We start from the raw sequence: 511 nt of genomic DNA, 5'->3' as shown, positions 1-511 counted from the left end.
GGTGATGCTCTGGCCGTTGGCCAACGTCACGACGACCGGCGAACCGGTGACGGCGGCACCGACGGTGGCGGTGTAGGTGACAGTGCCGCCTTCAGCCGCGGTTTCGGTGGCGCTGAGCTTCACGGTGGTGGTGTCGATGGTGTCAGTGACATTGGTCACCGCCGGTACGCTGCTTGGCACCAGGTTTTCGAAATCGCCGCCGGTAGCGGTGGAAATGCTGACTTCGACTTTGCCAGCATCTTTGTAGACGTCGTCTTTCGGCGCATCGACGGTCACGGTGCCGGTGGTCTTGCCGGCGTCGATGGTGATCACCGCGCCGTTCGACAGGGTCACGGTGACCGGCGAGCCGGCGGCGTTGGTCAGGGTCGCGGTGTAGGTGATCGAACCACCTTCGGCCACGGAACCGGTCGCGCTCAGCGACAAATTGGTGGTGTCCGGAGTATCGGTGACGGTAGTGCTGACCGGCGTCTTGTCGGCCACCAGATTTTCGTAATTACCGCCGCTGACGTCG

At 63.4% G+C, this 511-nt stretch carries 1 protein-coding gene; it reads right to left on the bottom strand.

Going from position 1 to position 511, the window contains the following annotated elements; genetic code table 11:
- Nucleotides 1-511: immunoglobulin-like domain-containing protein (locus tag AC1D1M_RS31475; RefSeq protein WP_477778703.1), on the bottom strand; the 511-nt coding region annotated here is incomplete at both ends.

Source organism: Pseudomonas sp. P1_F7 (assembly GCF_056405655.1).
Note: the sequence above shows the minus strand (reverse complement) of the source record. Positions and strands in the feature narration are given on the sequence as shown.